At 69.8% G+C, this 21946-nt stretch carries 21 protein-coding genes; 4 read left to right on the forward strand and 17 right to left on the reverse strand.

Annotated features, from left to right (window positions below; genetic code table 11):
- The first annotated feature begins 571 nt into the window (after positions 1–571).
- Positions 572–1216, forward strand: a complete 645-nt coding sequence (locus FB454_RS33875) for a hypothetical protein (RefSeq protein WP_013287275.1) — start codon at positions 572–574, stop codon at positions 1214–1216.
- A gap of 16 nt (positions 1217–1232) precedes the next feature.
- Here the strand turns inward: FB454_RS33875 and FB454_RS33880 are convergent, their stop codons facing one another.
- The 8 genes from FB454_RS33880 to FB454_RS33915 all read right to left on the reverse strand — a co-directional run bounded on the left by FB454_RS33880 (position 1233) and on the right by FB454_RS33915 (position 10358).
- Positions 1233–2282, reverse strand: a complete 1050-nt coding sequence (locus tag FB454_RS33880) for a GlsB/YeaQ/YmgE family stress response membrane protein (protein WP_013287274.1) — start codon at positions 2280–2282, stop codon at positions 1233–1235.
- The gene (locus FB454_RS33885) at positions 2279–2701 is read right to left on the reverse strand and encodes a PadR family transcriptional regulator (protein WP_013287273.1); all 423 of its coding nucleotides are present in this window, start codon (positions 2699–2701) and stop codon (positions 2279–2281) included. The genes FB454_RS33880 and FB454_RS33885 overlap by 4 nt, the downstream gene beginning before the upstream one ends.
- Positions 2702–2847: 146 nt before the next feature.
- A complete protein-coding gene (locus FB454_RS33890; RefSeq protein ID WP_013287272.1) occupies positions 2848–3693 on the reverse strand; it encodes a cytochrome c biogenesis CcdA family protein in 846 nt (281 codons plus the stop codon).
- A 623-nt stretch (positions 3694–4316) separates the two neighbouring features.
- A complete protein-coding gene (locus tag FB454_RS33895; RefSeq protein WP_244879638.1) occupies positions 4317–6161 on the reverse strand; it encodes a ParB/RepB/Spo0J family partition protein in 1845 nt (614 codons plus the stop codon).
- Between the two features lie 17 nt (positions 6162–6178).
- Positions 6179–6715, reverse strand: a complete 537-nt coding sequence (locus FB454_RS33900) for a hypothetical protein (protein ID WP_013287269.1) — start codon at positions 6713–6715, stop codon at positions 6179–6181.
- A gap of 138 nt (positions 6716–6853) precedes the next feature.
- Positions 6854–7993: a hypothetical protein gene (locus FB454_RS33905; protein WP_013287268.1), complete on the reverse strand. Its 1140-nt coding sequence runs from the start codon at positions 7991–7993 to the stop codon at positions 6854–6856.
- 598 nt (positions 7994–8591) lie between these two features.
- Positions 8592–9098: a hypothetical protein gene (locus tag FB454_RS33910; protein ID WP_013287267.1), complete on the reverse strand. Its 507-nt coding sequence runs from the start codon at positions 9096–9098 to the stop codon at positions 8592–8594.
- 381 nt (positions 9099–9479) lie between these two features.
- Positions 9480–10358, reverse strand: coding sequence for an IS5 family transposase (locus FB454_RS33915; RefSeq protein WP_396854300.1), 879 nt, complete (start codon positions 10356–10358; stop codon positions 9480–9482).
- A 164-nt stretch (positions 10359–10522) separates the two neighbouring features.
- Between FB454_RS33915 and FB454_RS33920 the strand changes: the two genes are divergently transcribed.
- Positions 10523–11365: a hypothetical protein gene (locus FB454_RS33920; protein WP_244879637.1), complete on the forward strand. Its 843-nt coding sequence runs from the start codon at positions 10523–10525 to the stop codon at positions 11363–11365.
- Positions 11366–11426: 61 nt separating this feature from the next.
- Here the strand turns inward: FB454_RS33920 and FB454_RS33925 are convergent, their stop codons facing one another.
- Genes FB454_RS33925 through FB454_RS33935 form a run of 3 tightly spaced genes read right to left on the reverse strand, consistent with a single transcriptional unit; the run spans position 11427 to position 13356 of the window.
- Complete coding sequence (locus FB454_RS33925) at positions 11427–11780, reverse strand: hypothetical protein (RefSeq protein WP_013287264.1); 354 nt, start codon at positions 11778–11780, stop codon at positions 11427–11429.
- A complete protein-coding gene (locus tag FB454_RS33930; protein ID WP_145824214.1) occupies positions 11777–12898 on the reverse strand; it encodes a Mom family adenine methylcarbamoylation protein in 1122 nt (373 codons plus the stop codon). Before FB454_RS33930 ends, FB454_RS33925 begins: the two co-directional genes overlap by 4 nt.
- 35 nt (positions 12899–12933) lie before the next feature.
- Entirely contained in the window at positions 12934–13356 is a 423-nt protein-coding gene (locus FB454_RS33935; protein WP_013287262.1) for a hypothetical protein, read from the reverse strand.
- Positions 13357–14358: 1002 nt separating this feature from the next.
- Between FB454_RS33935 and FB454_RS33940 the strand changes: the two genes are divergently transcribed.
- Positions 14359–14883, forward strand: a complete 525-nt coding sequence (locus FB454_RS33940; protein WP_145824215.1) for a DUF5956 family protein — start codon at positions 14359–14361, stop codon at positions 14881–14883.
- Positions 14884–14996: 113 nt separating this feature from the next.
- On the opposite strand, the gene FB454_RS33945 is transcribed toward FB454_RS33940, so the two are convergent.
- The 6 genes from FB454_RS33945 to fxlM all read right to left on the reverse strand — a co-directional run bounded on the left by FB454_RS33945 (position 14997) and on the right by fxlM (position 21294).
- On the reverse strand, positions 14997–15797 hold the full coding sequence (locus tag FB454_RS33945) for a hypothetical protein (RefSeq protein WP_013287260.1): 801 nt from the start codon (positions 15795–15797) through the stop codon (positions 14997–14999).
- A gap of 341 nt (positions 15798–16138) precedes the next feature.
- Complete coding sequence (locus FB454_RS33950; RefSeq protein ID WP_145824216.1) at positions 16139–17176, reverse strand: methyltransferase domain-containing protein; 1038 nt, start codon at positions 17174–17176, stop codon at positions 16139–16141.
- A gap of 166 nt (positions 17177–17342) precedes the next feature.
- On the reverse strand, positions 17343–17987 hold the full coding sequence (locus FB454_RS33955) for a 3'-5' exonuclease (protein WP_013287258.1): 645 nt from the start codon (positions 17985–17987) through the stop codon (positions 17343–17345).
- On the reverse strand, positions 17984–19309 hold the full coding sequence (locus FB454_RS33960) for an MFS transporter (RefSeq protein WP_013287257.1): 1326 nt from the start codon (positions 19307–19309) through the stop codon (positions 17984–17986). Before FB454_RS33960 ends, FB454_RS33955 begins: the two co-directional genes overlap by 4 nt.
- 141 nt (positions 19310–19450) lie before the next feature.
- The gene (locus FB454_RS33965; RefSeq protein ID WP_013287256.1) at positions 19451–20056 is read right to left on the reverse strand and encodes an AAA family ATPase; all 606 of its coding nucleotides are present in this window, start codon (positions 20054–20056) and stop codon (positions 19451–19453) included.
- Complete coding sequence (gene fxlM / locus FB454_RS33970) at positions 20053–21294, reverse strand: methyltransferase, FxLD system (RefSeq protein ID WP_013287255.1); 1242 nt, start codon at positions 21292–21294, stop codon at positions 20053–20055. The genes FB454_RS33965 and fxlM overlap by 4 nt, the downstream gene beginning before the upstream one ends.
- A 248-nt stretch (positions 21295–21542) precedes the next feature.
- Between fxlM and FB454_RS35155 the strand changes: the two genes are divergently transcribed.
- The gene (locus tag FB454_RS35155; RefSeq protein ID WP_186461719.1) at positions 21543–21785 is read left to right on the forward strand and encodes a hypothetical protein; all 243 of its coding nucleotides are present in this window, start codon (positions 21543–21545) and stop codon (positions 21783–21785) included.
- The last annotated feature ends 161 nt before the right edge of the window (positions 21786–21946 follow it).

Consider the following 21946-nt stretch of genomic DNA (forward strand, 5'->3'; position numbering starts at 1 on the left):
CCGCCGACGACGCCACCAAGCCCAAGCCATGACCAGCCACTACACCCGACAAGCCCTCACCGAGCCGTGATCACAATCCCCGGCTGGAGTACTAACCACGTGAGCGGCTTGGTCGACAGGTTGAGAGTGTTGATGGGCGGGTCGAGTTGAATGGCTTTGGTGGTCTTGCACTGATTCCTCATTCTCCGGGCATGCAAAAGCGCCCCTGCCGGGTGGCAGAGGCGCTTGGTACTGGGTGGTGATGGGCTAGGTGTTCTCTGTTTGGCTCTGGAGCTTCAGGGCGGCGAGGGAGCCAGGAGAGTTCTGCAGACTCGGTCCCGCAGGGGTTTGCCTACGTGGTGCGTCGATTGCGTTGGCGCTTCCTGGCGGCCAGTTGAGATGTCAGGGTGTCCGCGTATGCACGCGAGGCATCACTTCGTGACCGACGCATCGCAGATCAGTCGACGCCTGCTGACGCCCTGCCGGCCACCGATGGGTGCCCGTTCGGGGCGCCGTCGGGTGTGTGCCGGAACTGACTTCGGTGGTGCACGACGGTCCGACGACGGCGTGGGTTTGTGCGAAGGTGGGCCGTATGGGCTTCTTCGATCGCCGGGTAGCGGCACCGGACGTCAAGCCAGAACCGCTCAGACCGCCCCGTCCTGCCTGGATGAAACCCGAGGACGTGATCCCCGGTGTCGTGGCTGAAAACCATCTGCTGGTCCACACCGACCGCGCGGCGGTCGCGATCAGCGGCTTACTCGCTTACCCCACAGGCTTGGAGTTCAGCGTGACTGCGGTTCTGCGTACGCCGGACCACCGGGCCGATCTTTCGCACCACCACCGGATCGGGTATTGGGCGGGTACGCCCTTGCCGGCCGAGTTCCTCCGGGTCGGTGTGCTTTTCGCCGACGGGAGCAGCGTCACCAACATGGACCGGCACGCGTTCACACCGCTGGACACCGAGCCACCTGGTCCGTTGTTGTTTCCGGGCAGCGCGGAGTCGGACGCCCGGCGGCACGTGGCCCACTACTGGGTTTGGCCGCTACCGCCGGCCGGGCCGGTGGCCTTCGTTTGCGAGTGGCCGGCGTATGACATCCCCGAGTCGCGGGTGCAGGTCAGTGCCCAGGTGATTCTGGACGCCGCCGCGCGGGCGGTCCGGCTCTGGCCCGACACCGACGAGACGACCAACTATCCGCACCCAAACCCGCCGACACCGCCTGATCACCTCCGGGGGTAGCCAGGTTGTGGGATGGTCAGGCCTCTGCTGTCGCCTCCGGCTGGTGTCCGCAGGTCGGGCAGGCGTTGCCGCGTACTCGTCGGCGTATGGTCCGGTGTCGGGAGGCTTGCCCGGCGAGGGCTGCCGTTAGCAGCGCCGCACCGGCCAGCATGATCGAACCGGTCGTGGCGGCGAGTGCCGCCGGAGTAGGCCCGCCGCCGTGGCTGCCCCAGATTCCCTGGCTGAGCTGGTTGGCGCCGAGCAGGCCGGCCGGTGTGGCGAGGAGCAGGGTCGCCCAGAGGCCGGCGTCGTCGGCTCGCAGGGCGCGGCCGATGCCGACGAGTAGGACCAGTGCGAACATCAGCCCACCGGCCATCGCCAACAGCTCGGGAGTCGAGCTGTACGAGGTGAACATATTTCCGCCGTTCTCAGCGGCGCTGAATGCCACGGACAAGGCTGCTACACAGCCGGCCGTGAGCAGCGGCAGGCTACGTGCTACCCAGCCGGGGTGGGAGGGCAGCGCGAGGGTGGCCAGGCCAAGCGCGACGGCGGGAAGCAGCACGAACAGCGGCGGCCGGGGTTGTCCGATGAGAGCAGCAACGAGTGGCACGGCGACAGTCAGCAGGAGACCACCGGCCGCAGCGGTGCGGGTCCAGGCCCCGGGTAGCGCGGTGGCGGTGAGGCCGACGATCAGCCAGCCCAGCCAGATGGCAGCGCCGAGAGTCTGGAAGGGACCAACCGGGTCCAGCCTGGCGAAGTAGGGGTCTTCGAACTCGACCTGCAGGAGCAGGAAGGTCGCGACCGCGACGAGGGTGTTCAGCGCGGCGGTCGCGGCTAGGGGGAAGGCCGCGGCCAGCCCAAAGGCGCCGTACCCGCGCAGTCGCTCCCGGAGTCCGGCACCGAGGAGGTCGAGGGCGTCGTGTGGGGAGGGCCAGCGTCGCCCTGGTCTGACCGTGTCGAGGTACGTTGCGACGATCTCGTCGCCTCGCTCGGCCTGGTAGTCACCCGGGTAGGCCCGCAGCAGTCGCCGGTAGCGGGACTCCAGCGGTGATCCGGCTTGCTCCGGCGCGGGGTTGGGCTGGTTCATGCCAGGCCTCCGGTCGGTCGTAGGGTGGGGCGGGCGATCGCCCCCGGGAGGTTGACAGGGGCGCGTGAGGTGCCGCCGGCGGCGGGGATGCCTGCGGGCCGAATCCGTAGCCGTTGGCTGGCGGCCTCGACGTTGCGGCGCAGTCGCTCGGTCTCCGCGGTGAGCACGGACCGGCCCGCTTCGGTGAGCCGGTAGTAGCGGCGCAGCCGTCCCTCGACGACCTCCTCGTGGTCCCGCTCGACCAGCCCTTCGTCGGTGAGGCGATCAAGCGCGCCGTAGAGGGTGCCGGGCCGCAGCGCCAGCCGACCGCCGGAGAGCGCGGCGACGTCGCTGATGATGCCGTAACCGTGCATGGGCTCTCGCGCAAGCGCGGTAAGAATCAGGAAGGTGGGCTCCCGAAGCGGCGTGGGTGTGGCCATGGCCTCAATATACCGGTGATGAAGCTATATCGGTGGCCAGGCGGTGAGAAACGCCGCCCCAGTCCTAGCTTGCAGGGGATGGAGATCCTTTGTGCTGGTTATCGGAGGGGTTGCCCAGCTCCGGTCACAGCCTGAAGCTCCTGATTTCAGATACCGATCTGGGCGGGGCCGACGATGGCGCGTAGCCAGTTGATGAAGGTGGTCCAGCCGCCGGTGAGCAGGGCGAGTCCGATGGTGATGAGTAGTAGTCCGCCGATGCGGGTTATCCATTGGTGGTGACGCCGCACGGTGGCGGTCAGCGTCAGGACGCGGCGTAGGCCGAGGCCGACGCCGACGAAGGGCAGTCCGAGGCCGAGGCCGAGGCAGTAGGCGGTGGCGAGCGCGGCGGCGCGGCCGGTGGTGCCGTCGGTGACGGCAAGGGCCAGTACCGCGCCGAGGGTCGGTGAGACGCACGGGGTCCAGGACAGCCCGAATGTGGCGCCGAGCAGGGGGGCGCCAGCCAGGCCGGCGGCGGGTAGCCGGTTGATGCGGGCTTGGCGTTGCAGGGCGGGGATGAGTCCGAGGTAGCCGGCGCCGAGGACGATGACGATGGCTCCGGCGATCATTTCGATGGTGCGGGCGTTGACCAGCAGCGTCCGGCCGACGGCGGTAAACGCGATAGTGATGGTGACGAACACAATGGTGAACCCTGCGGTGAAGCCGGCGGTGCCGAGCAGGACCTGGCGTCGGGCCGCTGAGGGGGACTTGGTGCCGGTCGCCTTGGCGGTGGCGACGGTGCCGGCGGGCGCTGAGCCGGGGTCCGGTGGTGCGGTGTCGCGTTGATGGGCTGCGCGGAGGTCGTCGGCAGCGAGATCGGTGACGTAGGAGAGGTAGCCAGGTACCAGGGGTAGCACGCACGGTGACAGGAAACTGACCAGCCCAGCGGTGGCGGCGACCAGGACGGCGAGCAGCAGCGGGCCGGTCGCGGCAATGTCGGCGAGGGTGGATCCCACTGTTGTCAGGCTTTCTCGGCGGCGAGGTCCGTGATGACAGGTTCGAGTTCCGTTCGCACCAGCGCTGTGCGGAACACCACGGCGACGCGACCAGTGCGTATGAACTCACGTCTTGTCCCACAAGAGGAGCACGAGCCGTTTGGTGCCGTGCTGGGCGGCGACGCGTTGGGCGGCGGCCCAGCTCCCGATGCCTCCGGAGTATTGAACGACGTGCAGGTGTTCGTCGGGGCTGTGTGCTCGCCGCGGGTTCGGGGCGTGTGTGGGCATGGGGCTCCGCTTCGGGGTCGTCGGCGGTGGATCCTGATGGGGTGGGTGTTCGTCGTGCCTCTCGGGGCGGACGGAGGGTGAGTGGCGAGCCGGGGGAGGCGAGGGGGCGGCGCGTGAGCGCCCCTCGTCCGGAGCCGGGCGCTCGATGCGCCCTGATCCGGGCACCGCGCGCGGGCGAGCGGTGATGGCTGGCTGGTAGGTGGTCGAGGACGGCGGTCGTCGTCGCTGTTTGGCTATTGCTCGTCGGAGGGCTGGTGGTCTTCGTCGGGCGGTGGGGCCTGGAGGCGAGATTCGGGCGTGCCTGGGGTGTAGGGGGATGCCGGTCGGGGGCCTGGTGTGGCCCCCGACCGGCTGGATCAGGCGGCGAGACGGCTTTCGGGCTCGGACCCGGCGGGTTCGTCGGTGTTGTCCGAGGTGCCGGGCGTCCCCTCGTCCGGTCGGGGCTCGGTCTTGTTGTCGGCGGTGTCGGTGTCGAGTCCGGACAGTGGCTCGTCGGGCTTCGGGGCGGTGATGACGGTCAGGTCGGCGCGCTGCTTGGTGCGGTTGGCGACGGCGTCGATGATGAGCTGTTCGACGTCGCCGACCTGGAAGCCGTTGCAGACGCACCACTGCAACCACTTGGCGACCGCCGGGTCGGGTGCCCGCCAGGAGGATCGGGTGATGGCGCTTTCGTTGGCGGCGGCGATGGCGGCGAGCGAGATGACCGAGTACCGGCCGTCGCTGACACCGCGTGCGGGGACGCGCTTGGTGCCGGGCCGCTTGGTCTTGCCCGGCGACAGGAGTTCGTCGAGCATCTTCCGGCCGCCGTTGATCCAGGTCGAAAGGGTGTAGCCGGAGTCGGCCAGCATCTCCGCGATCAGTTTCGCCGTGCCCTTCGGCGGGGTCTTGGCGGTCAGGAACGTCGTCAGCCATTCACGGCGGACCGTGTTGGCGACCTCCATGGCCTTGTTGTTCTCGATGACCAGTCGCCGTTCGGCCTTCTCCTGCTCCGTCATGGAGCCGCCGCGAGTGGGGGTCACGGCGTAGGAGGGCAGGGCGTGGCCGTGCGCGCGCCAGTCGGTGCAGTAGTAGGTTTCGGTCAGCCGGTCGTCGTAGGTGAGGAACAGCCGCACGGCGTGTCCGGGGCAGCCGCTGTGCCCTTCGGCGTCGAGGCGGTTGCCCTCGGCGTCGCGTAGGTCGCTGACCTCCTTGATCTTGGGGTCGTTGTACCCGGGGTGCTCGGACAGCAGCGTGACCCCGGCGTCGGCAAGCTCGGCGCGTCGGGCGGCCTCTGCTGCGATCGCGGCGCGCGTGCCGCGATACTGCTCGACGGCACGGGCGAAGGCGAACGGCCCGTTCTCGGCCTCGTCCAGCAGCATTTCGACGCATTCGGGTTCGTCGGCGAACTCGGCGAGCACCGCGACCTGGGTGAGGTCGAGCCCGAGGGTCTGCGTGCGCTCGGCAGAGCGCTTGTCCAGGGTGGCGAATTGCCGCCCAGCCCTGATCTGTTCCGGCTGGTAGCCGGTGCGCCGGGCGATGTCCTCGTCATCCATGCCGTCGAGGGCGAGTTGCTGGATGCCTCGGGCCTGCTGGGCTGCGGTGAGTTCGGTGCGGTGGACCTGCCGGAGCATGCTGATGAGCTGTTCCCGGTTGGCGGCCAGGTCGTCACGGATGATGACCTGGATCCACTTCTGCTTTGCCTCGACGGCGGACCAGTACCGCTGCTCGCCGTCGATGATGAGGTACGGGCCTTCGTCGACGAGCCCGAGCGGCGTGACGATGAGCGGCGAGAGGAGGCCGCGAACGCCGTCCTGGTGCAGGTTCTGCACGATGCCGGGCAGGGCCTGCGCGTCGTCGCGGGCGTTGTTGGCATTCGGCTTGATGTTCTTGACTTCGACCATGCGGTGCCGACCGGGCAGCTCGGGCATGTCCTGGGCGTCGTCGGTGGCCTGGGCGCTGGCGTCGGTGTCGGTGTCGGTCGTGACTGCCTCGGCGGCCTCGGGAAGGTTGGTGGCTTCCGGGGAGTCGTCGGGGGCCTCGCTGTCGATCTGCGGTGCGGGTGCGGTTTCCGTAAGCACGGTTCGTGTTCCCTTCGGGTTGCGGGTGTTGTTGGTTGTCCGGGGCGTGTCTGGGGTTGCCGTCCAGAGCGCTCCGGTGGTTCGTGGGGCCGCTGTCGATAGCGGTAGCGGCGGTTTTCGCGCGGATCGCTGTGGAGTTGTCAAGGAACGGTGCTGATCAGTTAGGCGGCGGTGGCGACAGCGGTGAGGTGTGGCCGACCGGGCGGTGACGGCATGGTGCAGTCGGTGCAGGTTCCGCCGTTCCATCGGTGAGGGCTGGCACCGTCGCCTGCCGGGCAGGGCAGGAGCTGGAGGTCAGCGAGGTGTGCGCGGTTGAGGCAGACGGGGCAGAGACCCCAATTGGCGGTTGGCGGGCCGGAGATCGGGGTGTCGCAGTGCCCGCAGCGGCAGCCAGCCTGTCGGAGGGCTTGACCGATGACGTCCGCCGTGGCGATTGCGCGGCGGGCGTCGGCGGCGAGGCCCTTCCATGCGGCGGTCTTCTGCAGGCGCTGCCAGTCCTCGTCGCTCAGGGCGGGACGGGGCAGGGTGGCGGGGTCGTCGGCCTGGGCGTGTAGGTAAGCCTCGACCTCTGCGCGGCCGAACAGGGGGCCGGTCCATTGGAAGGTGCGGGCGAGTACGGATACGAGGTGTCGTGCGTCGGGCTCCGCGAGGTGTCGCGGCAGTGATACGCCGTGAGGCAGCCCGATGAACATGGACATGGTTGCTCCATCGATCGAAGGGGATCGGCATGAGACGGCACGCGAGGATCGAGCGTGTCCGGCGGGGGCACCGGCGAGGTCTTGCCGGTTCGGGCCGCTGCGGGTCGGGTGCCGCTGGTGGCGGCACCCGGCCAGCGGTCAGAGCGTGGCAGCGATCTCCATGGCGCGGATGCCGACGTTTTCCATGTCGAACGCGGTGTCGGGGTCGCTGAAGGTCTGCGCGGCGCTGGTGACTGCGTGCAGCATGCCCCCGGCGGTGCGGTCCCCGCCGTCGATGAAGTGGTTGAGGATCAGGCGCTGCTGGTCCTCGGTGAAGCGAAGTCGCTGCCCGACGACTCGGATGGTGTGGTCGGGGTCGGGAATGCGGCGGCCCGCCTTCTCCTCGATCTCCTCGATCTTCCGGCGGACGTAGTGAACGTCGAGGAAGCGGCGTACGGCGTCGCGGGCCTGCTTGCCGATGAGGCTGAGATTCGCCTCGTGGGTGTCGTTGCTCCACCGGATCGTGCCCTCGTCCATCTTCGCGCCGAGGTGCACCGCGCGCAGGGCATCCTTGGTGATGGTGACGCCGTTGTCGCAGACCTGAACAACGATGCGCGGAGTGATGGTCATCGCGCCCGAGCCGGTTTCGCTGTTGGTGAAGACGAGACCGGCGAAGACAACCGGGTTGTCCGCGCCGGTCGCTCCGGTGAAGGGGCTGCGGTAATTGCGCAGCAGAGTCGGAGCGAGGGTCTTAATGGCCTCGGAGTGAACCCGGACGACCATGCGCCGTTCACTCAGGTCGCACGCAAGGTTTACCCGCAGCCCGGACTCACGGATTCCGGACAGCACGGACATCAGAACGTCGAGGTGGTCGATGATTTTGTATCCGTCGCTGAGGAAGGCGCGCAGAATGCCGCTGCCGTTGCCGTCGGACAGGCAGCGGGCAAGAAATCGCTTGCCGTGCTGAAGGTCGAGCCAGCCGTTGACGTTGGCGTCGTAGAGGTGCAGGGCCTGAGTGCGGGTTTTGCGCAGGTAGCCAGTGGGGATGCCCAGCTTCTCGCCGAGCCCGTTATCACCGATTTCGGTGGGCAGGTACAGCCCGTCGGAGGAGGTGACCCCGGTGTCGGTGAGGATCGGCTCTGCGCCGGTGATACGCAGGTTACCGGCTTCGGCTCGCAACATTCCCGTTCCGGCGACGATGTCGAGCTTGTGCCCCTGCTGCTGGTTGAGGATGGTGGTCAGGTCCGCCAGCGAGGCGTTCCGAGCAGTCAGAGGAATAGCGCTGATCGTGTCACTCACGATGATTCCTTCGGTTGGGTTGTTGGCTATTCGGTCGGGGGTTGCCGCCCCTCCCTCATGTATTTAATGGTACATGACGTCGCCTTTGATGTCTAGTCGGATGGCTCAATCTGTGGGCGCTGGCGACAAGTGGTCCGACCTTGATCCAGGTTCATCTCCGTCATGGCGAGTGATGCGCAAGTGACCGGGAGTTAGCTCGGTCGTTGCATGTTGCCGAGTGCGGCGCGGTCCGCGCATATTCCTGCGGCTCGGAGATTCTTCCCGGCGGCCTGATCTGCGATCGACCATTTTTTGTGGTGGGGGGCAAGCTGGTGTGTGGCTTTCCCCCCACCACAAAAAATGGTTGCCCTTGGGCAGGTTGCTGGGAAGAATCGGACGCTGCTCTGTTCCTTCCCGGAGCCTGCCTCGCCGGCGAGGCGCCGCGGTTCAGCGGCGGGACGCTGACCGGGCCGGAGGCCATCGGCCGCAGGCCGATTTCAGCTGGCGGAAGCGGGAACGCGCCCGTAGCGGACGGGGCTGCGACGGACGATCACCGTTGGCTCGTCAAGCAGCCGGGGTCGCGGACCGGCGATGGGCGGGCCCCCGGGAGCTGCCGCTGTCACTCGCACTGCGCGTGCTCCCGATCGCCCGTGCCTCTTTTGTTGATCCACTCCTGCACGCGACGGCGCTTCCAGTAACGAACCATGCCCGGCCCGGCCGCCGGTTCCTCGTGATCGAAGAAGGGGAGGTAGCCGTCCTCGTGGCGACGCCATGCCATTCGGCTGAGGTCAACGTACCTATCCCATGCGCCTTGGCTGACCTCTAGGATCTTTCGAAACTCGGTGGCGGAGATCAGTTCATCCGGATCGCCGGCGAGGTCCACGTGATGGACGCGTGCTCTGGCGGACTCGACGATCTGCGGCAAGAGGACGTCTCGGACGCGCTTCAACTCTTCGAGGGGAAACCATGACTTCTTGTCTAGCTTGACCGGCGCGGGCCAGCCCGAGCCCTGTCGTCGTTGCTTGGGCGAGGTCTTGAGCCGAACTGTCGCCTCGGACCGACGAGTGAACTCAGCCGCCCCGGCGATGTCGGTGTGCGGCTGGCCACCGATGCTCCGGATTTCCATGGCTGTCCCTGCGCGCGACTGACCGGCGGTTGAAACGACCGGGGGACTTCATCGGTGGACGAAGTGGCAACCCCCCGGTCGCCTGAAACAACCCACAATCCCCACCCCACGTCGCGGACGCCGTGAGGCCGAAGAGATTCTGATGCTAGCAGCCGGCTCTGTGGCTGCCGGGTCACTGGGCTCCGTAGCGGAGCGACATCGTCGGCGCCGCTCAGCTACATCAGGGCGTGACCGCTCGCGTGGCCTTCGCCGGCCGTATCGGCGGGGCAGCGGACGGGCGAAGGTTGGGGCTACCGTTGTTGGAGTGGTGCTGCTCGTTCCCCCGTGCGAGCAGCACCGCCTTCGCTCGGCCTGACTGCTAAGGCGTGTTTCATAAGCCGGTCAGAGCCACTCGGTGATGATCGTGATGGTTAGGACGGCTTGGAAGCGGACTGCGAGCTTTTCGTAGCGGGTGGCGACGCCGCGGTGGCGTTTGAGTCGGTTGATGCCGTTCTCGACGGCGTGGCGTAGCCGGTAGAGATCCTTGTCGAAGGCGGGTGGGCGTCCGCCCTTGGATCCTTTGGCTTTGCGGTGGGCGTCTTGGTCGCTCTTGCTGGGGATGCAGGTCTTGATCCCGCGTGAGCGCAGGTATCGGCGGTTGCCGCGGCTGGTGTAGGCCTTGTCGGCCAGGACCAGGTCGGGGCAGGTGCGGGGCCGGCCGACGCCGAGGCGGGTCACGCGGATGCGGCGCAGGACGGGGATGAACTGCGGGCTGTCACCGCGGTGCCCGGCGGTCACGGTCAGGGAGAGGACTTTCTGGCCCTGTTCGCAGGCCAGGTGGGTTTTGGTGGTCAGGCCGCCGCGTGATCGGCCCAGCGCGTGGTCCGCGGGCTCGTCGTGCACCCCGCCGGGCGGTTCCTTCTGCAGATGCCCGTCGGTGCGGGCACCCGCGGCGTGCTGGTGCGCGCGGCTGGTCATCGAGTCCACGCTGACCGTCCAACCGATCCGGCCCTGCCTGTCACCGGCGGCCTGCAACGCTGACAGGATCTTGTCCCACGTGCCGTCGCGCTGCCACCGCCGGAACAGGCCGTAGACGGTCGGCCAGGGCCCGTACTCGGCCGGCACGTCCCGCCACGGGGCGCCGATCCGGATCCGCCACCGGATCCCGTCGATGAGCTGCCGTTTTTCCCATTTCGGCGGACGACCCGTGGCCGACGGTGCAGGCAACAGGGGAGCCAGAACAGCCCACTGCCCGTCGGTCAGGTCATGCCGCCTCGTCACCGCTACGCTGGCCACGAGGTCTCCGGTATGAAGTTCTTGCTTGGTCGCAGAACCAGATACCGGAGACCTCTTCAGCTATCGATCACCGCCACGCCGTGGCCTCGACACCGCCAGCCTGACTTACGAAACACGCCTTAGGCGGGCTCACGGCTGGTCATCGGCGGATGTACGGCGGCACCGCTACAGTGGTCGTTGCCGACACGGGCTTGTTCCGGGTCGGGCTTCTGGATGGTGGCCGGGGCTTGCCGCCACTCGTTCTGCGGGTGGATTGCCCCGGCCATCGCTATGTGACCGCCGGAGGGGCCGTGCAGACCTGGACCGTGGACGGCGTGACGGTCACCAACCGTGCCGGGGCCGCCGAGCGTACGGGCCTGTCGGTCAATACGGTGGCCGAGTACGCCTCGCCGTACGGCCGGGCCCGCTACGGCTGGCCGGATCCACTGCCGGAGCGGGTGGACGGCCAGGAGGTGTACGCCTTGGCCGACCTCGACGCGTTCACGGCCGAGCGGGGCCGCCCGGGTCGGCCGCCGCTCGCGCAGGTCGAGAAGGAGCCGACCGGCGGTGACTTCGGTGTCGACGCCGACAGCAGCGTCAGCCAGGACGCGTTGATCGGTGTTGGCGCGTTCGCCCGGATGCTCGGCCTGCAGCCGGACACTGTCAAGGGCTACGCGCAGGATTCAAGGGACGCCTGGGACCGTGGCGAGGACGGTTACCTGCTGCGGCCCGACGAGATCAGGGTCGGGCCGCAGCGCACGACCTATCGGTGGCGGCAGTCCAGGGCGAGCGCGTATGCGGCGGCGAGGCCGCGGCGCAAGGGTGGTCGCACGGCGGGTCCGCGTCCTACCGCCGCGGATGTGCAGCAGGTCATCGACGACGCCGGGCCGGGGCGCCGGCCGACGGTGCGGGCGATCGCTGCGGCGCTGTCGGAGCGGTTCGGTGAGGTCAGCCCTCAGGTTGTGCAGCGCCGGTTGCGCGGGCTGCCGGCCCGGCCGGCCGGCGAGGACTGAGCCGGCTCGGAGCCTCGCCGGCCGGGCGATTCACCCGTCGAACAGTGTGAGCTGGGCCGGGTCAACTTTCCGCGGGCGGCTGCCGCGCCTCGACCGGGATGGGTGTTGCGGCTGGGCAGACGGGGCCGGCTGGTGGCCGGTGGTCGGCGCGGGCGAGCACGGTGGCGGCGACGCCCTCGATGAGCCAGGCGGCCCGCCGGTCGTCGTGCGGGCGGGCTCGGCCCTGGCGGCGCAGCGCCTGCAGGGCCGAGCGGATCCGCCGCTTGTACTGCTCCTGCCCGTCCTGGATGACCCGGCGCCCGTCGGCCCGGTCCGCGAGGCCGGCCTGCTCGGCGAGCTGGTAGAGCTCCGGCAGCCGGTAGCAGCCGGACTCCAGCGTGCGCAGCAGGTCCGCCGCGGTGCGCAGCGGGCTCATGCGGGGGCCCTCGTGAGGTCCGGGACCTTCGGGTACGGCCCGAACGGCAGGACCGCGTCGTCGGCGAGGTCGGCCCAGTCCGCCCGCAGCTCCCGGTTGATCGTCACCGGCTTCAGCTCGATCTTGAACTGTTTGGCCTGCTTGCGGGTGCCGAGGGGCTTGAGGTAGCGCAGGCAGCCGAGGTGGCGGATCAGGCTGACGCCGACGGTGGGGTCGTCGCGGACCGCGTCGCGCAGCCAGTCCGCCGGCCGTTCCCCGGCGCGCATCGGGCGGGCGCCGTACTGGTCGACCAGGCGCCGCTCGGCCGCCTCGTGCCCGGAGCGCTGCCGGCGGATCTTCTGCATCGTGACGCCGTTAAGGAACGTGCCGTCGGGCAGTTGCCACTGGGTGCGGCGTTCGCTTCGCCCGGCGACCAGGTAGCCGCCGGCCTGGTAGATGTAGCCGACGTGCCCGGGGAAGATCACCCGCCCGGTCGCGTCGACGCGGGGGCACGGGTCGGCGAAGGACAGCACGGCCTGCACGCCGGCGGCGAACAGCAGTTCGCGGCAGCGGGCGTCGAACCAGCTCTCGACGTTCCCGGGCTCGTCCTCGGCGATCACGAACCGGCCGCATTCCAGCGACTCGACGCCCGGCTCCAGCTCGGGATAGGCCAGCCGCAGAGCGTCCTTGCTGGTGACGCAGTAGGCGGAGACGCCGACCAGGGCGTCGGCGCGGTAGAGCCCGAAGCGGCGGCGGCAGGCGACGTGCGACCCGCTGTAGTGGCGCGGGATCACGAAGGCCGCGGCGGTGGACCGGTCGATGGGCCGCACCTCGTAGCGGTCGGTGCGCAGCCGGTCCTCGGGAGCGGCGAGGCTCCACTTCTGCTGGCGTGTGGCGGTCCAGCGCTGGCACCACAGCGACGACGGGTCGAACTCCAGCATCGGCTGTCGGGCCGGGCGGCGACGGCGCGCCCTGCGGGGCGCGGCGGCCGGGGCCGCTGTCGGGGTCGGGTCGGCCAGAGGAATGGGGATGGTCAGTTGGTCCACAGGGATCACCAGGTCTGGCAGGGCCGCAGGACGGCGGCGGGGGCGCGGGGTGGAAGGTGCGGCCGGCTGGTCGGGCGGAATCTGATCACGCATCCGACCAGCCGACGCGGGCAACGGGCGAGGCCCGTTCAGATCGCGACGTCCGCCGGGATCTCGGCCGGGGTGGCGGGGCAGTCCCCGCACAGCGGCGTGTAGCACTCCACCGCCTGGCACGGCTCGTCCCGGTCGGGGAAGCCGCACCGGCTCAGGTGTCCGCACTGCTCGCGCCGGTGCAGGTGCGCGTCGAGGTAGGCGCCGCCCGAGCCGAAGACGGCGATGGACTCCTGACAGGACAGGACAGGTAGCAGCGGCAGCGGCAGATCCTCACCGGGGCCGACGGCCAGCGGCGCCGGCCGAAGCTCACCGGCGATCAGCACCTCGATCGTGGCCAGGACGAGACGGTCCAGCGGCACCCAGCAGGATCGGGGCTGCCCGTCGCGGGTGCGCCGTCGGGCGCCCGAGCGGTTGAGGACCCAGCCGCGCAGGGCGGTGAACCCGGTGGCGTCCGGCACGGCGAGGCGGTTGGTGACGTGTAGTCGGTAGCCAGCCGGGCGGGAGAGGTCGACCAGGTGTCCGATGTCGACGACGCCGCCGGGTGCACGACCAGGGAGGATCCGGCCGGTGGGATGGGGTGCGCGATCAAGGGTTCTCCTCGGGGTGCGTCAGGTTTCTGGTGGAGTCCGGGTTGTCGACCCTCGCACACCCATAATGATACCCCTTAAGCTGCGTGAAAGGTGTCTCGAAGGGTCTACGAACCTGGGCAAACGCTCACCGCGCGCCGAGGGCGTCGAGCTGGCGGGGCAGGTCGAGGTGGGGAACCCAGCGCCACAGCTCGTCGAAGGTGGGGGCGCCGCTTGGTGGCGCCGGCGACGGCGACCGCGAGGTAGAACTCGGTCGTGGGATACGGCGGCGCGGCGCGCTGCAGCACGAGGCGGGGCGCGCCGTCGACCGTCTCGATGGTGCCGCCCCGGGTGCCTGCTGGGCGGTGAGCGGCTCCAACATCTCGGCAGGGGATCCGGCGGCGATCGCGCGTAGCGACCGCCACACGTCTCGGCCCTTGTCGGCCGGGTCGGGGCCGAGCCCTCCAGCCGCGGCCGGTGCTGAGGCGCCGGTCGCCGCGACGGCGGTAGATGCACCGCACCTCGTACAGCTCGGCCGGGCGGCGTCCAGCTAGGCGGCGGCCTGCGCGACGGCCTCGCCCGGGGCCGGCGCTGCGGGCGACCTGCTCGGCGGTGCGGTCGCCGAAGAGCATCGTGCGCGGGTTGATGGCCCGGGCGTTGCGTTCCAGGCTGACCGCCGCGCGGACCTGGCCGGGATCGGCGGACCAGCGGCGGATCATCCGGGCGATGTCCGGACCGGCCTGGTGGGGGCTCCGACGCAGCCCGCCCGACCGACCAAACAACTCTAGCAGTTGATCTAGGCCGGCCCCTGCGCCTGCCCGAACCCGCTGACTGACGTCGCCTGAACTGGTTCAACAGCGACGCCGCCGGGCGGACCGGTCGTACAGTGCGGGGGTGACTATCGCCTACGACTGGGGCGTTGACCAGCCGCCAGATCCGGCCGCTGAGGATGCGGGCGCGGCGGCTGGGCTCGGCCCGGAGGAGCTGCCGGAGGTGCGGGAGCTGGTCGCGCGGGGCTGGCAGTTGGCCCCCGACGCGCCGCTGTACGCGTTCCTGCCGGCGGTGTGGCCGCGCGAGCTGCGTACCTGGGTGCCGGACCGGGCCACCCGCTACGACACGTGGTACGAGCAGGAGCCGAAGACGCACGCCGTTCTGCGTACGGAAACCCGCGAGGCCGGTCCGGCGATGATGGCGGAGATCGACGACGACCATGACTGGGCCTTGGCCAGGGTCGGTATCAGCGGGCGCCCCCGGGGGCGTCTCTGGCTGCTCAAGCCGCCGCCCGGGTACGACAGCGTGGACGCCGTCCTCGACCAGGTGTGGCACCGCGCGCAGCAGCAGGGCATCGAGCTGACGCTGAGCGAGCCGTTCGTGCAGTTGACCGGGCGCACCGTGCGCGGCGAGGCCCCGCCGCCATGACTAACGCCGTGTGCCTTGCGGCAGGAGGCGTCATCTTGCTGGTGTGATGCCGCCGGCATCATGCAGAGCCGGGTGGCCGCGAAGGCGGCACCCGGCTCTGCGTCGGTGATGGTTCAGGCCCAGGGGACTTGGTAGTAGCGGCAGCCGGGGCTGACGGTGCACTGGTTCCAGCGGCCGGTATGGATGGTCGGGGCGTAGAACAGCTGCGAGTAGCCGAAGGCGAAGAACGAGCCGTAGTTGTCGTCGTGGTACTTGCCGCTGCCGGCGGTGAGCTGGCTGTTGTAGTAGTAGCCGGTGGTGCTGGGTTTGTCGCTGCGCCAGCTGCCGGAGCTGACGTTGGCGAAGTAGAACGGGTTCTGCCCGCAGTAGCCGTCCGGGCCGGTGACGTTGGTCCGGCAGTTGTTGGTGAACTCCTGCGGCTGCATCTGCGGGCCGTAGTCCCAGATCAGTGTGTTGCGCCACCGCGGCCGGGTGCCCTCGAACGCCTGGCGGACGATGAAGTCGAACGCGCCGATGACTCCGGCGGCGTTGCCGTAGGCGGCGTTGCCCTTGACCTCGGCGATGTAGTTGCCGCCCACGGTGCGCCCGCACACCGATCCGGACTCGCACCAGCTGTCGTAGTCGTCGGCGGCGATGCCCACCCGGTCGGCGACCGACGTGGTCTGCTGGAAGTCGTCGGCCACGACCGTGGTGGTCGGCTTGCCGCTCGCGCCGGCGGTGGTCAACGCCCCACCCATGCACGTCCAGGACGCCGGGCGCTGCGTCTTGGCCTGCGCCACGCAGGACTGCAACCCGGTTCCGGCCGGGCCGGTCAGGCCCTGCCACGACGGCGCGGCCGACGCCGCGCCGGGCGGGACCGCCGCGATCGACACGACGGCTAGCCCGCCGGCGAGTAGTGCTCTGGTGATCCTCATGAGACCTCCCCTAAGGCTCCTCGGTTACAACCAGACACCGCACCGTAACCATCGGTGCCGATCGACAACAAGGATCGATAGCGGCAGATCCTGCAACTTTCACCACCGACGACCGAGCGGGTCGTCGCGCTGACATATGCCGATCCGTCCGTCACGCCGGCACCTGCCCGGACCAGGTGTTTCACGCCTGCCTTAAACAGCCACCCGTCACTACGTCGCCTGCCCCGGGCTGCGACCAGGCCCGGCCTGCCGGGTCATGCACCACGGGCAGAGCACCAGGACCGCGGCGACCGGGACGGCGAAGGCTTCGCCGCACACCGTGCGTCGGCGCCGGAATCCGGTCATCGGCGGGCGCCGGCGGTGATCCGGAGGTCCCAGCCGGGCGGGTCGTCCTCGTCGTTGGGGACGAGTCTGGTGTCGAACCATGCGGCGTCGGGTCGTCCTGCCTGTTCCCAGTGGTGCAGCCAGGTCCGCAGCGCGGTCAGGGACGGGGATCCCGGGGCGTCGGCGAGGATCGTGCCGTCGGTGAGGACGACCGCGGCGGTGGTCGCGGTGGTGTGCCCGATGCCGCGTGCGCCGTCGCGCAGGGCGACGAAGGTGCGGTGCGGGCCGCCGGCGATGACGGAGTAGGCCGTCCAGGACAGCCAGTCCAGGGGCGCGCGGTGGTAGGTCTCGGTGTGGCCGGGGTTGAGCAGCAGGTGCAGGGCGGTGCGGGCGCCGGTGTGGTGCGGGTCGTCGTGCTCGCGCCAGCCGATGGATATCCATGCCGGTTGCGGCTGGTCGGTGTGGTGGTCCACCCAGCGTCCGGGCAGGGTCAGGGCGTCGTCGACGGCGATGGTGGTGCTCTGGGCGTAGCCACCGAAGGTGACGGTCTCGACGTGCGGTTGTGCCGCGGTCAGGGTGATGGTGGCGATCAGGGTGGTGGACGGCTGGACGGCGATGGGCAGGCAGGCCACGATCCGGCCGTCCGGGGTGAGTTGATCCACCCACGCCCGGGGCAGCCGTGGGGGTGCGCACCAGGCTGCGATGCGCTGGTAGGGGGCGTGCGGCGGGTAGCCGTTCATGCCGTCGGCGGGGTGGCAGGTGATCGTGGTGACGCCGCGTCGGCCGTGCAGCCGGTTCGCCCATGTGACGAGGTGGTCGCTGATGTCGATGCTGGTGACGCGCCCCGACGCGCTGGCTCGGGCGGCGAGCAGCGCGCCGGAGTATCCGGTGCCGGTGCCGATCTCCAGCACGTGGTCGCCGTCGCGGACCTTCAGGGCGGTCACGTCGCGTTGGATGGCTTCCGGCGCGGACCGGTGCAGGGTTTCACCGCGCTCCTCGTTGTGAACGTAGTAGGACTCGGAGACGCTGCTGAGCGGCGGATCGGTGATGGTCACAGGTACTCCTTCCGGAATGGACGATGGCGTGGGCCGGGCGGTTTCAATTGATCGGGGTGCGGATCTGGTCCGACTTCCGTGCCGGGTCGAGGGGCTGGCCTTTGACCGGCGTAGGTCGCTGCGGTGGTCGACCGCGTCGGCGGCCCGCCCGGGTGTCGGTGCCCGGTTAGAACAGGCGAGGCTGTACGTCGGTGTGGCGGGTGCCGGGAGTTACCGGGATTCCGGCTCGCCGGATGAGCTGTGCCAGGGACGGTGGTGTGTCCCACAGCCGGGCGGCGAGTTCTGGCAGCAGGAGGGCGGCTGCGGTGGCGTCCCATAAAGCCCGGTGCGGCCGGCTACCGGCCGCGGCCGTGTCGACGCGGGTTGTCAGGCCGAGCCGGTCGATGACGGTGGTCAGGCTGTGCCCGGCGCCGGCGGCGATTGCGCGCGACAGGCGCAGGGTGTCCAGGAGGCCGGCTGGGCGCAGGCGGGGTAGCTGTCGCCGCAGCAGACGCCAGTCGACGGCCACGTGATGGCCGATGAGGTACCGGCCGGTAACCCGGTCGGTCACGTCACGTTCGAGGTCGGCGAGGGTCGGTGCCGCGCGCAGGGCGGCCCGGCTCACGCCGGGTGGCAGCCGGGTCCGGTAATCCAGTGGGCGGGCGGGATTGACCAGCGTGGCGAGAGCCGCGTCTGGTTGTGGCGTGCCGTGGTGCAGGGGGACGAGAGCGATTTCGAGGATGGCCTCCTCGTCCCGGTCCTGCCCTCCGGTGCCTTCCAGGTCGACACCGACCAGAGCGGCGTTGGTCCAGCAGGTCGCGGTGTCGCTCATCGGCGGTTCTCGTTCCGGTGAGATGCGGTCGGCGGTCCTTCGTGCTCCCCGCCCTGCACGGGGGCGGTGACTGCGGGCGGCTGGCGTATGGCGGGTGTGCGCTCGGCGGAGGCGCAGGGCGGCGGGTCGGTCTGGTCGAGTCGGTCCGGGGCGCGCCGCCAGGGCAGGAACGCCACGCTGGTGAGGGTGAGCGCGGCGGTTGCGGTGATGGCGGTGCGGGCATCAGTAGCGGCGACGATGATGCCCGTGGCCAGGACGAAGACGGGCTGGGTCAGTTTCGAGGTGATCGACCAGGCCGTGATCACCCGTGACATCCGCTGCGCGGTGGTGTGGTTCGCGCGGTAGCCGGCGAAGACGGGGTTGAATGAGCCGGCGAAGAACAGCAGCAGTGTCTCCGCGATCACGATCACGACCAGCCCGGGGGTGCCGGGCGGGGCGGCGGGGATGAGGCCCATCCACAGGGCGCGGCCGGCTCCGGTGGCCAGCAGGACCGGCCGCAGACCGTAGTGGCGCACCAGCGGTCCGGCGGCGTGGGAGCCGAGGATGCCGCCGAGGCAGGGCAGTCCGAACGCCAGACCGTACTGCCATGGCGGCAGGTGCAGGTCGCGGAGCATGTACACCGCGACGACCGGGGCGGCGGCCATGATGCCACCCCCGAAGATCACCGCATTGACCAGCAGCGCACGCAGCCCGCCATGACCGAGGATGTACCGCCAGCCCTTGACGGCCTCCCGCGCCCGGCTTGCCCTCGCGGGCCGTACCGGTGGCGGTGGCTCCGGACTGCGCAGCCGGCGAACAGCGACGGCGGACAGCAGGAAGCTGCCGGCGTCCACGGCGACGGACGCGGTGGCGCCGAGCCACGACACCAGGACACCGCCGGCGGGCGAGCCGGCGCTATGGGCCATCCACTGAGACGTCTCGAACCGCCCGTAGACGGTGACCCGATGCGCGGCGGGCACCAGATCCCGCAGGTGGGCGCCGCTGGCAGCGGCGAACACGATGCCGCCCGCCGTCTGCGCCACGGCGACCACGCACAACTGCCCGTAGGTGAGCCGGCCGAGCAGCGCGGCAGCGGGAACGCTGGCCAGGGCCGCGAACCGCAGAACGTCCGCGCCGATCATGACCGGCCGTTTCGGGCGAAACTCCACCCACGGCCCCAGGGGCAGCGCGACGACGGCGCTGGCGACACCGGACGCCACCGCGAGAAGCGACACCTGCAGCGCGGAGCAGTCCAGCAGCACAACCGCGACCAGCGGCAGGGCGCCGGCACCCACGGCGGAGCCCAGCTCACTGATCGAGTACGCCTGCCACAGGCGACGCACATCCGCGCCCCACGCCCGTGCCGCCCAGGCACCAGCCAGCCGCCGGGCTGTGGTCTGTCCCCGTGGGCGGGTCTGAGCGTGTTGAGGCACGGCCTGAGTCCGCACGTGATGTCAGCAGACCGCTGCGGTGGGGGCAGCGGCCTAGTTGGTTTTGCGGGCGCAGTGCCGGCAACGCTGTGGGCAGGGCGTCTGCGGTGTCGCGGTGGTGAGGCCGCTGGTGTGCAGGATGGTGGTGACCGTTTGCTCGACGGTGCTGGTTTCGCCGATGACGGTTTCGCCGGGAACGTCGAGCAGGTCGCGGTGGGTGTACCAGCGGCGCATCTCGTCGGGGGTGACGGGGATGGGCTCGTCGCGGTTGAGGTGGCGGCGGACGGTTTCGTCGAAGGACACGTCCAGGTAGAACACGGCTACCGGTCCGGGATGCCAGTCGATGAGGTGGTGCAGGACGGTGGCGTAGCGCTCGGTGTGCAGGATGCCTTCGACGATGACGTGGTAGCCCAGGTCGAGGGCGGTGCGGGCGGTTGCGGTGATGAACGTCGGGGCGACCGGTTGGATGTGGGCGCTGTCGTGTTCCCTGAGCAGGGTTCTCCGCAGGTAGTCCTGCTCCAAGAGGGCGGCTCCGCGACCGAAGCGCCGCCGAGTCTCGCGGGCGGCCGTGGTCTTTCCGCTGCCGGAGTTACCCCGAATGATCACCAACGTCGGCGGCCCCGGGGAATCGCGTTGGATGCGCGACAGATCGGCGGTCACTGCGGCTGCTCCGGAGCGGACCAGGTGACGGTTATCGCGGCGTGGCGGCGGGTGACGAGCAGTTGGGATCCATCGGGTGTGGGCGGGTGGGTGCCGGTGGGGTGCACGGTGATGGTCGGGCCGGGGCCGTGTCGGTGGTGGTGGTCCCAGACCGTGATGAGGTCGAGCATGTCGGCGGTCAGGGTGTCGGCGTCGGGTCCGAAGCCGTGGGCGCCGAACTGCCAGGTGGTGTCGTCGAGTGTGCGCATCGCGAGGTAGGCGAAGCTGCCGGTGGTGAGCAGGGTCGGGCAGACGAACCGGTCTTGCGGGTCGACCAGGCCCGCGGCGCGTTCGCGGTCGACGGTGAGCGTGCCGAAGGGCCGGGGCTGGCTGGCCAGCCACAGGTGCAGCGACTCGAACGAAGACCCGTCACTGATGGCGATGGTGACCGGCGACCAGGCGTCCAGCCGGCGCGTGTGTAGCGCCGCGGTGAGGGCGTCCCGGCTCACCTCGGTGCTGGTGTCGTCCAGGTGCACGACGATGTCGTCGCCGCGCAGGGCCAGGCGGCGGGTGGGATGGCGTCCGTCGCCCTGCATCGGCACGAACCCGCACTGCAGCGCCGCAGTGGCCCGAAGATGATCCTCGTGGCGTCGCAGGGTGAGGCACCGGGTCATGCCGCGTATCCGCAGCGGCACGAGGAGCGCACCGGCCGGGGCGAGCTGGTCGAGCCAGGCCGGTGCAACATCCGGTGTCTCCACGGTGACGATGATGGCGTCATACGGGGCGCCGGGCTGGTGTCCGTACTCGCCGTCACCGTGTACGACCGTCACCTGCCGGTAGCCGGCATGGTCCAGGCCGGTGCGGGCGCGGTCGATGACGTCGGCGTCGATGTCGACGGTGACGACCATGCCGTCCGGGCCGACGACGTCGGCGATCAGCGCGGCGTTGTAGCCACCGGAGCCGATCTCAAGAACCCGGGCGCCGGGCCGCAGCCCGGCCTGTTCCAGCATGTACGCCTGCAGCCACGGCGCGGAGATCGAACTCGTCGCCCGCCCGTCCCGGTCGCGTCTGGTGATGACCACATCATCGGCGTACGCGGCGTCGACGCTGACGCCGTCGGTGGCGAACAGATGTCGAGGCACCCGGCGAAACGCCGCCTCCACCGCCGGCGAGGTGATCCTCCGGCCGGCAACGAGCCGGTCGGCGAGCCGGGCACGGGCCTCATCGGCGGAGCTGGTGTCGAGCACGGAACCAACCATGGTCTGACCTCCTGTAGGTAGGCATCAGGGGGATGTGAAGGCGCGGACCGACAATATTGGGCGCATGCGACAAAACATGCCGGGCATGGAGTCGCTCTTGGAAGGCGTCGGCCCCTGCACCGTCGCCCTACCGGGAAGGCTGGCTGCCAACACGAGCCTTGCCGTCGCGCAGGATGTGAAGTCGGTGGGAACTTCGGCATTCCGTGCATGGCCCAGAATTTCGATAGCGCTCCTGCAAGGTGTGCGTCATGTTGGCAGTGTTCTCGGAAAAGGACTCAACGGTTGGCTTGGTTGTTGCGTATCACGGTTTCGGCGAGGTTGAGTGCCGACGAGAGGGTGCGGTGGGCGGTTTTCGGGAGTTGTCCAATGCCGAGGCCGCTTGCGCTGATCATCTGTCTAAGCATTCGGTAGTGTTCGGGGTCAACGGCTGGGTGGTTGAGGAGATCACGCGCCGCGTTGGCGTCCTGTTCCTGGATTACCTCTGCGGCTAGACGATCGATCAGGCCGGCTGCGGCGGTCGTGGGAAGGTTAGGGGCGAGGTCGAGGGCGGTGAGGATTAGTACTCCAGCCGGGGATGTTGACCTTGGCTGAGCTGGGGCTTGGTGTGGTGTGTGAACGGGTGCAGCCACCGTCGATCATGGGCGGTTGTGTG

The sequence above is a fragment of the Micromonospora sp. CNZ297 genome, from assembly GCF_007827625.1.